This window comes from Citricoccus sp. CH26A, from assembly GCF_000224415.1.
Classification (GTDB): Bacteria; Actinomycetota; Actinomycetes; order Actinomycetales; family Micrococcaceae; genus Citricoccus.
The window spans coordinates 1-10,494 of sequence record NZ_AFXQ01000043.1 but is presented as its reverse complement, the minus strand read 5'-3'; the positions used below and the strand labels follow the sequence as shown (position 1 = coordinate 10,494).

General features: G+C 71.3%; 9 protein-coding genes. 7 read left to right on the top strand and 2 right to left on the bottom strand.

From position 1 onward, the window contains the following. The 6 genes from CITRI_RS0115365 to pknB form a co-directional block, all read left to right on the top strand. A partial coding sequence (locus CITRI_RS0115365) for an FHA domain-containing protein (protein WP_010145828.1) occupies window positions 1-348 on the top strand: 348 nt, incomplete at its 5' end. Between the two features lie 5 nt (window positions 349-353). After that, window positions 354-1,901, top strand: coding sequence for a PP2C family serine/threonine-protein phosphatase (locus tag CITRI_RS0115360; RefSeq protein ID WP_010145827.1), 1,548 nt, complete (start codon window positions 354-356; stop codon window positions 1,899-1,901). Next, window positions 1,901-3,337: an FtsW/RodA/SpoVE family cell cycle protein gene (locus CITRI_RS0115355; RefSeq protein WP_010145826.1), complete on the top strand. Its 1,437-nt coding sequence runs from the start codon at window positions 1,901-1,903 to the stop codon at window positions 3,335-3,337. The genes CITRI_RS0115360 and CITRI_RS0115355 overlap by 1 nt, the downstream gene beginning before the upstream one ends. Next, complete coding sequence (locus tag CITRI_RS0115350; RefSeq protein WP_010145825.1) at window positions 3,334-4,782, top strand: penicillin-binding protein 2; 1,449 nt, start codon at window positions 3,334-3,336, stop codon at window positions 4,780-4,782. Before CITRI_RS0115355 ends, CITRI_RS0115350 begins: the two co-directional genes overlap by 4 nt. Then, window positions 4,779-6,638, top strand: coding sequence for a protein kinase (locus CITRI_RS0115345; protein WP_010145824.1), 1,860 nt, complete (start codon window positions 4,779-4,781; stop codon window positions 6,636-6,638). The genes CITRI_RS0115350 and CITRI_RS0115345 overlap by 4 nt, the downstream gene beginning before the upstream one ends. Before the next feature lie 127 nt (window positions 6,639-6,765). Further along, entirely contained in the window at window positions 6,766-8,961 is a 2,196-nt protein-coding gene (pknB, locus tag CITRI_RS18155) for a Stk1 family PASTA domain-containing Ser/Thr kinase (RefSeq protein WP_010145823.1), read from the top strand. 31 nt (window positions 8,962-8,992) lie between these two features. Here pknB and CITRI_RS0115335 read toward each other — a convergent pair whose 3' ends face one another. Beyond that, window positions 8,993-9,646, bottom strand: a complete 654-nt coding sequence (locus CITRI_RS0115335; RefSeq protein WP_010145822.1) for an aminodeoxychorismate/anthranilate synthase component II — start codon at window positions 9,644-9,646, stop codon at window positions 8,993-8,995. 204 nt (window positions 9,647-9,850) lie between these two features. Here CITRI_RS0115335 and CITRI_RS0115330 point away from each other — a divergent pair, with 204 nt between their 5' ends. After that, entirely contained in the window at window positions 9,851-10,138 is a 288-nt protein-coding gene (locus CITRI_RS0115330) for a cell division protein CrgA (RefSeq protein ID WP_010145820.1), read from the top strand. A gap of 67 nt (window positions 10,139-10,205) precedes the next feature. Here CITRI_RS0115330 and CITRI_RS0115325 read toward each other — a convergent pair. Next, a partial coding sequence (locus tag CITRI_RS0115325; protein ID WP_010145818.1) for a DinB family protein occupies window positions 10,206-10,494 on the bottom strand: 289 nt, incomplete at its 5' end.

Below are 10,494 nucleotides of genomic sequence, written 5' to 3'. Positions count from 1 at the left end.
TCCACGGCGCCCTCCGCCCCCGGCGGACCCGCGGCCGCGCCGGCGGCCGCGCGCCCGCTGGCCACCCGGCTCGCGATCACGGAGGGCCCGCTGAAGGACACCGTCATCCAGCTCAACGGCACGCCGTTGTTGCTGGGCCGGGCGGAGGATGCCGACCTGGTCCTGGAGGACGACTACGTCTCGGGCCGCCACGCCCGGCTCTTCCCGCAGGGTTCGCGCTGGTTCCTCGAGGACCTGGGCTCCACGAACGGCACCTTCGTGAGTGGCAACCCGCTGTCCCGCACGGTCGCGGTCGAGCCGGGCACGCCCATTCGCATCGGTAAGACGGTGCTGGAGCTGAGGTCCTGAACCCGATGCCACTGGTCCTTCGTTTCGCCGCGCGGTCCGATGTGGGCAGGGTCAGGTCGAAGAACGACGACTCCGCCTACGCCGGCCTCCACCTCGCCGTCGTCGCCGACGGCATGGGTGGGCACGTCGGCGGGGACGTGGCCAGTGCCTCGACCGTCCTGGACCTCGCGGTGCTGGACGCCACGGGGTACCCGGACCCGTCCACCGTGCTGCCGGACGAGATCCAGAACGCGAACCTGATCCTCAACGACCTGGTGCACGCCAGCCCCAAGCTCGCCGGGATGGGCACCACCTGCACCGCGCTCCTGCTCGCGGGCGAGACCCTGCACCTGGCCCACATCGGCGATTCCCGCGCCTACCGCCTCAAGGACGGGTCCTTCGAGCAGGTCAGCGTGGACCACACCTTCGTCCAGCGGCTCGTGGACGAGGGCCGACTGGACCCCGCTGAGGCCGAGTCCCACCCGCACAAGAACGTGCTGATGCGGGTGCTGGGTGACGTGGACGCCTCTCCCGAGCTGGACATCTCGGCCCTCCCCGCCGCGCCCGGAGAACGCTGGCTGCTGTGCTCCGACGGGCTGACCGCCGTGGTCTCCCCGTCGACCATCGAGCAGAAGCTGCGGCACCGCCGGGACCTGCAGGCCATCGCCGACGAGCTCGTGGACCTCACCCTGGCCGGCGGGGCGCCGGACAACGTCACCGTGGTCGCCCTCGAGGTGGCGGAGTCCACCGCCGAGGAGGCCGCCACCCCGCCCCGTGCACAGCTCTCCGACGAGGCCCTGGCCGCCGCGACACCCGCGGAGACGGGCCCGGTCTCGGGGTCCCTGCTGCGCGAGGACCTGGAGTCCCGCCCGCACGTCCTGGTCGGGGCGGCCGCCCAGGCCACCGACACCGGCCAGATCCCGATCGTCACCCGGCGCAGCACCCAGAAGCGGGCTGCCACGCTGCTGACCGGTGCCACCGAGGCCGAGACCGCGCCGCCGCTGGACCCACTCGCCGCGAGCGCCGCCTCCGAGCTGATCGGCGGCAGCCGGCCCGCTGATCCGGACACGGATGATCCCGGCCGCGGTGACACCGCGGAACGGGTGGCCGACCACCCGGTCCGCCGTCGCCGGTCGGTGTTCATCCCGGTGTTCACCGCCCTGCTGGCACTGATCTTCGCCGTCGTCCTGACCTGGGGTTACCTCTGGACCCAGACGCAGTACTACGTGGGGGCCCACGAGGGGCGGGTGGCCATCTACAACGGGGTCTCCCAGAGGCTGGGACCGATCACCCTGTCCCACCTGGACACCGAGACCGCCGTGATGCTGGACGACCTGCCGTCCTATACCCGCCAGCGCGTCGAGTCCGGGCTGCCGGCCCGGGACCTGGAACACGCCCAGGAGATCGTCACCGACCTGGAGAACTCCGTGACCCCTGCCCCACCCGCCACTCCGCGGCCCTCCGGGTCTGCCGGTCCGCGCGGAACCGACGGCGCGACGAGGACGGCCACGCCGTCCGGGAGCCCGTCGCCGGAGCGCACCACCAGCCCGAGCCCCAGCGGGGGTGCCGGCTGATGCACCAAGTCGTCGTCCCGGTGCGTCCACGCCGCAACACCGAACTCGTCCTGCTCCTGCTCGGGTTGTGCATCGGGGTCGGAGCCAACCTGCTCGGTGCCATCGGCATGGACCGGGAGATCACCCCGGAGTACTGGGTCCAGGGCGCCGTGCTGGCGATCATGGCCCTGCTGTTCCACCTCGTGCTGCGCCTCAAGGCCCGCTACGCGGACCCCTACATCCTGCCCATCGTCATCACCCTCAACGGGCTGGGCATCGCGATGATCCACCGGATCGACGTCGCGGAGGGGGACGACGCCGCCTCCCGCCAGCTGATCTGGACGGTGGTCGCGATGGGCGCGGCGATCACGCTGCTGTGGCTGTTGAAGGACCACCGGATCCTGCGCCGCTGGCCCTACCTGTTCCTGGCCATCTCGGGCCTCCTGCTCGTGCTCCCGCTCGTTCCCGGGCTGGGCATGGAGATCAACGGGGCGCGGATCTGGATCAACCTCGGGGTCGGCTCGTTCCAGCCCGGTGAGGTCGCCAAGGTCACGCTGGCCGTCTTCTTCGCGGGGTACCTCTCCGCCAACCGGGACCTGATCCTGCTCGCCGGCAAGAGGATCGGGCCGATCACCTTCCCGCGGTTCCGGGACATGGGCCCGCTCGTGGTGGCCTGGCTGATCTCCATGGGCGTGCTGGTGTTCCAGCGAGACCTGGGGTCCGCCATCCTGTTCTTCGGCCTGTTCATGGCCATGATCTACCTCGCCACGTCGCGGACCTCCTGGATCCTGCTCGGCCTGGCCCTGGTCGCCGTGGGCGGCGTGATCGCCGTCAACACCATCTCCCACGTCGGACTGCGGGTCGACGCCTGGCTCAACGCCTTCGACCCCGAGGTCTACAACCGGGGGGCCGGCAGCTACCAGATCGTCCAGGGCCTGTTCGGGCTGGCCTCCGGCGGCCTGCTGGGCACCGGGCTGGGCGGGGGCCGTCCGGACATCGTGGCCTTCGCGAACTCGGACATGATCATCGCCTCCTTCGGCGAGGAGCTCGGGTTCGTCGGACTGGCGGCCATCATCATGCTGTTCGTGCTGCTGGTGACCCGGATCATGCGGGCCGCCCTGGGCACCCGGGACACCTTCGGCAAGCTGCTGGCCGCCGGGCTGGCGTTCACCATGGCCCTGCAGTGCTTCGTGGTCATCGGCGGTGTCACCATGGTCATCCCGCTGACCGGTCTGACCACACCGTTCATGGCCGCCGGAGGTTCGTCCCTGCTGGCGAACTGGCTCGTGGTCGCCCTCGTGCTCATGGTCTCCCAGTCCGCGCGCCGGCCGGTCGCCGTCGGGCCGATGGTCAATGCCTCCGGGGCCGGTTCCGGCCACCAGGACCCTGCCACCGGTGCCGCCACCCCGGGGCCGGAGACCCCCGTCACCGCCACACCGGGAGGTGAGATCGCATGAACCAGGCCATCCGCAACACCTGGGTCGTCATCATCGCGATGTTCATGGTGCTCATCGCGGCCATCTCGATCATCCAGGTGGTCGCCGCAGACACCCTGAAGAACAACGACTTCAACTCCCGGCAGCTGTACCAGGAGTTCGGCTCGGCCCGGGGTCCGATCCTCGTGGACGGGGCGGCGATCGCCGAGTCGGTGGAGTCCAATGACGACTTCAACTACCAGCGCGTCTACCACGACCCCCTGCTGTACTCCGGGTTGACCGGTTTCTACTCCCTGACGTACGGCGCCACGGGTCTCGAGGACAAGATGAACCGCTACCTGGCCGGCACCTCGGACGGCCAGTTCGTGGACCGCATCGTCGAGCTGTTCTCGGGAACCCCCATGGAGGGCGCCCAGGTCGAGCTGACCATCGACCCGCGGATGCAGCAGGTCGCCTACGACGCCCTGCCGGACGGGGTCACCGCCTCTGCGGTGATCACGGACCCGAAGACCGGTGACATCCTGGCGATGGCCTCCAAGCCGAGCTTCGACACCAACCTGCTGGCGGTGCACTCGGGGGCCAAGGCCGCGGCCAACATGGAGGAGCTGCAGTCCGTCCCGGGCCTGAGCCCCTACGTGAACCGTCCCACCGCCTCCCTGGCCGCCCCCGGGTCCACCTTCAAGCTGATCGACACGGTGGCCATGCTCGAGTCGGGCCAGTACCAGCCGGACTCCGTGCTCGAGGTGCCGGACAGCATCACCCTGCCGAACTCCAGCACCCAGCTGGGGAACTTCGGCGGCGGGATCTGCGGCACCTTCGACCAGGCCACCCTCGCGGAGATCTTCGCCCAGTCCTGCAACACCCCCTTCGCCACCGCCGCGATGGAGCTGGGCCAGGACAGGATCCGCACCACGGCGGAGAACTTCGGCTTCAACGAGTCCTTCGACATCCCGCTGACGGTCTCCGGATCGCAGTTCCCCGAGGACATGGACGACGCGGAACTGGCGCAGTCCGCACTGGGCCAGCGCAACGTCAAGGCCACCGCCCTGCAGATGAACATGGTGGCCGCGGCCATCGCCAACGACGGGACCCTGATGAAACCGCAGCTGATCGATTCCATCCGCGGCTCGGACCTGACCCTGCTGGAGGAGACCCAGCCGGAGGTCTTCAAGCGTCCCACCACCCCGGAGGTCGCGGACCAGATGACCCAGATGATGCGCGGGGTCGTGGAAGGCGGGACCGCCTACCGGGCGAAGTCGAACACGGTGGACATCGCCGCGAAGACCGGTACCGCGCAGATCAGCGCCGAGACGGATGACGTCCACTCCTGGATCACCGGGTTCGCCCCGGCCGACGACCCGCAGGTGGCCGTCACGCTCGTGTACCAGAACATCGACTACGACACCGGCAGCGCGCTGACGTCGACGAAACTGAAGGACATCATGGAGGCGGTGGTCACACAGTGAGGCCGACATCGGGTATCACGCTGGGCGGCAGGTACCAGCTCACCGAGCGCATCGCCATCGGCGGGATGGGCGAGGTCTGGAAGGCCAGGGACAAGGTCCTGGGCCGGCTCACGGCGGTGAAGATCCTCAAGGAGGAGTACACCGGGGACGCGAACTTCCTGCGCCGGTTCCGCGCCGAGGCCCAGCACACGGCCCTGCTGAACCACCCCGGGGTCGCCAACGTCTTCGACTACGGCGAGGAGGACGGCTCCGGTTACCTCGTGATGGAGCTGGTCCCCGGCCAGCCGCTGTCCGCGATCCTGGACAAGGAGAAGGTCCTGTCCCCGGACCGGACCCTGAACATCATCGCGCAGACGGCGCGTGCCCTCTCCGCCGCGCACGCCCAGGGCCTGGTGCACCGGGACGTGAAGCCGGGCAACCTGCTGATCACCCCGCACGGCCGGGTCAAGGTCACGGACTTCGGCATCGCCCGCCTGGCCGACCAGGTGCCGCTCACGGCGACCGGGCAGGTCATGGGCACCGCCCAGTACCTGGCGCCTGAGCAGGCCACGGGCCAGCAGGCCACCGGCTCCTCCGACATCTACTCCCTCGGGGTCATCGGCTACGAGTGCCTCGTGGGACGCCGCCCGTTCTCGGGTGAGTCCCAGATCGCCATCGCCCTGGCCCAGGTCAACGACCCGCCACCGCCGCTGCCGGAGACGATCCCGGAGCCGGTGCGGGCGCTCATCCTGTCCATGCTCGCCAAGGAGGCCCAGGACCGCCCGGCCAATGCCACGTCCCTGGCCGATGCCGCCGAGGCACTGCGCCGCCAGGACACCGCCTCCGCGGCGGCCTCGGTCCCCGGGATGCTGCCGTTCCTCACCTCGGGTGCCACGGTCACCGGTGCACCCACCGAGGCCGTGACCCAGCCGGTGGACTACTCGGGCATGACCCAGACCCACGCCACCGAGGTCATCGACCGCTCCCCGGGGGCCTCCGGTTCCCGGGGCACCGGCACCTCGGCCCTGCCGGTGGCCGGCGCGGCTGCCGCGGGTGCGGCCGCGGGCGCAGGGGCCGGGCCGATCTCGGCCACCGGCTCGCCCGACGGCGTCCCCGGCACCGACACGTCCGGTCTCGCCGCACCCGGTGGGTCCGGAGATGTCGACGGCCACGACGCACTGGACCGAACGGCCGGGCGCAAGCGGCGCAGCCCGTGGACCTGGCCGATGATCGGGCTGGTCGCCCTGGCCGGCTTCGTCATCCTCGGCATGTGGCTCGGCCCCATGCTCGCCGGTGGCGGCGGCGAGGAGACCACCTCGGCCCCGCCCACCTCGGCCAGCGAGACCAGCACGCTGCCGGAGACCGTCGACGTGGTGGCCGCACAGTACCGCGGGCAGCAGATCGACGACGTCACCCGCGCGCTGCAGGCCCTGGGCCTCGAGGTCGAGGCCAGGCCCATCGAGGACAGCAGCCCCGAGGGCACCGTCCTGTCCCTCTCCCCCCAGGGCGAGATGCCCGTGGGCACGCTGGTGACGGTGGACTACTCGACCGGCCCCCAGGCGCCCCCCACCACCTCGGCACCGCCCGCCACGACCGCACCGCCGGCCACCACCTCGGCACCGGCCACCATCTCGGCGCCCCCCACCACCTCGGCACCACCGACCACGACCGCGCCGGCCACCACCTCGGCACCCGCCACCACCTCGGCGCCGGCCACCACCTCGGCACCGCCGACCCAGACCGAGGAGGCGACCCAGACGCAGTCCGCCCCGACGCAGGTCCCGTCCGAGACGGACACTGACCCGACGGAGGCTCCGGGCGGGGCGGCCATGGGGGCCGCCCCCGCTCCCTCACAGGACACCGAGCCTCTGGGCTAGGACCGGACGGACCACGCACAGGACGGGCCCGGCCCGTCCACGTGGCGCGAGAACCCCGGCCGGACGAGCCGCCCAGACCCCGTCCCTCCCCCCACGATCACCCTTCACGGAACAGGACCGAAGAACAGTGCCCCACCAACGGATCCTCGATAGCCGGTATGAGGTCAGTGACCTCATCGGCCGGGGCGGTATGGCGGACGTGTTCCAGGGCCGTGACCTACGCCTGGGGCGCAGGGTCGCCGTCAAGATGATGCGTCCGGACCTCGCCCGGGACCCGCAGTTCCAGTCCCGGTTCCGCCGGGAGGCCAGGTCGTCGGCCGCCCTGAACCACCCGAACATCGTCTCGGTCTTCGACACCGGCGAGGAGCAGTACGAGGACGGCGCCCACCACGGGGTCGCCTGCCCGTTCATGGTGATGGAGTTCGTGGACGGACGGACCCTGCGCGACCTGCTGCGCCAGGAGGAGATCACGGTGGACCAGGCGGTGGCGTGGACCTCCGCCGTGCTGGCGGCCCTGGACTTCAGCCACGAGGCGGGGATCGTCCACCGGGACATCAAGCCGGCCAACGTGATGGTGACGACGTCCGGCGCCGTGAAGGTCATGGACTTCGGCATCGCCCGGGCACTGTCCGACTCGGCCGCGACCATGACGCAGACCCAGGCCGTGGTGGGCACCGCCCAGTACCTGTCACCGGAGCAGGCCCGCGGTGAGACCGTCGACTCCCGTTCCGACCTGTACTCGGCCGGGTGCCTGCTGTTCGAGCTGCTCACCGGGCGGCCCCCGTTCGTGGGCGATTCCCCGGTGGCCGTGGCCTATCAGCACGTGCGCGAGGAACCGCCGGCCCCGTCCACCCTCAACCCCCAGGTCTCACCCGCCCTCGACGCCGTGGTCGCCCGGGCCCTGGCCAAGGACCGGGAGGACCGCTTCCAGTCCGGCGAGGAGTTCCGTGCCGCGCTGGAGCGGGCTCGGACGAACCCCGAGGGCACCGGGGCGGGCACCGCCGGACTCCCCGGAGCCGGCGCGGCCCTCGTCGGCGGGCAGGGTTCCACGGCCGGGGAGCCGGAGCGCACGGAGGCCATAGGCCTGGTCCCCGGTGGGGTGACCGAGGCCATCGCCGCCACACCGGCGAACGGACAGCCCACCCTGGCCATGGCCGCCGTGGGGACCACGACGCCCGCCACCGGCGATCCGGTGGTGGCCGCCGCCCCCAGCGCCGTCACCCCGTCCGCCCCGCCGGTCGAGACGACGGGCCACCCGCTGGCCTTCGCGGACGAATCCGCCGCCAGCGGTCCGCCGCGGCGCCGGCGCCGGCGCCACGTGTGGATGCCGGTCCTGGTCGTGGTCCTGGCCCTGGCCGCGATCGCGGGAGGGTGGTTCCTCATGGACGAACTCAACCGGCGCAATGTCGAGGCCAATCAGGTGAGCGTGCCCGAGGTGGCCCGGATGACCCAGATCGAGGCCCAGAACACGCTGACCTCGGCCGAGCTGCGGCCGATCCTGGAGGAGGTCCACGACGACGAGGTCCCCCGGGACCTGGCCGTGGGCACCGAGCCGGAGGCCGGGGCGACCGTGCAGAAGAACCAGGAGGTCACCCTGCTGATCTCCATCGGTCCGGAGCAGGTGAGTATCCCCGAGGACCTCGCTGGCCAGTCGGAGGCGACCGCCCGGGACACCCTCGAGGAGCTGGGACTGTCCATCTCCTCGGTGCGGTACGTCCCCTCCGCCGAGATCTCCCGGGACCGGCTGGTGGAGACCTCACCGGAGCTCGGTTCGACCGTCAGGGCCGGGTCATCGGTGGAACTGCTCATCTCCTCGGGCATGGTGCAGGTCCCCAAGGTCGTGGGCATGACCCAGGACGAGGCGCGGCAGGCCCTCGAGGACCTCGGCCTGAGCATGGAGGTCGAGACCCGGGTGACGACCCGCTACCCGGCCGGAACGGTCATCCGCCAGGCACGTGCTGAGGGTACCGAGGTGGCCCAGGGCTCGCCGGTGGGCGTGGAGGTGGCCCGGGCCCCGGCGCCGTCGCCGTCCCCCACGCCGTCTGAGAGCGAGTCCCCGACGCCGTCCGCGTCACCCTCGGAGTCGCCCTCGGAATCCCCGTCCGAGTCGCCGTCGCCCTCACCGTCGGACTCGGAGTCGGAGTCGGAGTCACCCAGCCCCTCCGCGTCGGAGACCCCCGAGGCGGCGGGCCCGCGGCCCGGACGCGGGGAGGACGACTCGAACGGCACTGGCCGCGGGAACGATGACGAGGACCGAGGGAGCGGGCGCGACAACGGGCGCGGGAACGATGGCGGCAACGGCCGCGGGAACCGGGACGGCTGACGCGCGATCCGGCCCGGAGGCCGTGGACCGGTCAGCCGACCAGCGGCGACAGCGTGTCGGCCCGCGCGGCCGCCCCGGTCATGCCCAGGGACTCCAGCCAGTTCCCGAGCATGCGGTACCCGCCCTCGGTCAGCACGGACTCCGGGTGGAACTGCACGCCCCACAGGGGTGCGCTGCGGTGGGCGACACCCATGACGATGCCCCCCTCGGTCTCCGCCGTGATCTCCAGTTCCGGCGGGATGGTGGAGCGCACGGCGGCGAGCGAGTGGTACCGGGTGGCCGTGAAAGGGTCCGCGACCCCCTGGAACATCCGGTGGCCACCGTGCCGCACCTGGGAGGTCTTGCCGTGCATCAGTTCGGCCGCGTGGCTCACGGTGGCCCCGTAGGCCTCGCAGATCGCCTGGTGCCCCAGGCAGACGCCGTAGAGGGGCACGGACCGGGCTGCGGCCCAGTGCACCATCTCGATGCTGATGCCGGCCTCTGCCGGGGTGCCGGGGCCTGGGGAGAGCAGCACCCCATCCCGCTCGGCGGCGAGTTCCATGGCCTCGCCCGCCGTGACGGCATCGTTGCGGACCACCAGGGTGTCGGCACCGAGCTCACGCAGGTACCCCACGAGGGTGTAGACGAAGCTGTCGTAGTTGTCGACCACCAGGATGCGGGCGGTGCGGGTGGACGGTGAGGTCATTCGGTGGTGCCAATCGTCGAATCGGGGATCTGGGGCAGGAGCGCCGTGTGGTGGCTCGACCACTGCAGCCTGATTCCCGGCAGGGTCCTCGCCACGGGAGCCGGCCGCCGCCGATAGACTGGCCGGGATTGCAGTCGTCTGCAGAAGAATACGCCGTGTCCCCCCGGACCGTCCTCATGACCGATCCCGTCGAACAGGAATCCCGTGCCCGAGTCCAAGTCCCGCACCCACGGCAAGACCGTCAAGCGCCAGGCGAAGGCCGAGCAGGCCGAACGCCGTGCCGCCCGCCGAGCGGCGGAGCAGGAGCCGGGGCCGCTGCCGACTTGGTACAAGGTGATCATGTTCGGCCTGATGATCATCGGGCTGCTGTGGATCGTCGTCTACTACCTCACCATGGGCCTCGCCCCGATTCCCCAGGCCGGGGGCTGGAACATCGGCATCGGCTTCGGCATCGCCGTGATCGGCTTCATCATGACGACCCGCTGGCGCTGACCGTTCCCAGCGTCGTCCCGGCCTCGACGCCGGTCCGCCGGACCGGGCCGCGACCCGTGTCCCCTCCTCAGCGTCGGGCCGCGTAGAGGTCCCGTAGCAGGCACATCTCCGCGCCGTGGTGGATCGCCTCGCGATTGATGTGCAGGACCAGCTCCAGCATGGGGTGATCCTCGAAGGGCGCCTCGGAGGCCCCCGCGGACGCTGCCAGTGCGGCCTCGTCCAGCCCGTCCACGGCAGCACACCAGTCGATCACCGCGGTCTCCAGACGCGCCAGCGCCTCCGCCGCGGTCCCCGGGTAGTGGTAGCTGAAGTAGTCCATCCCCGGGCCGCCGAAATGGCCGGCCATCCGGACGCCG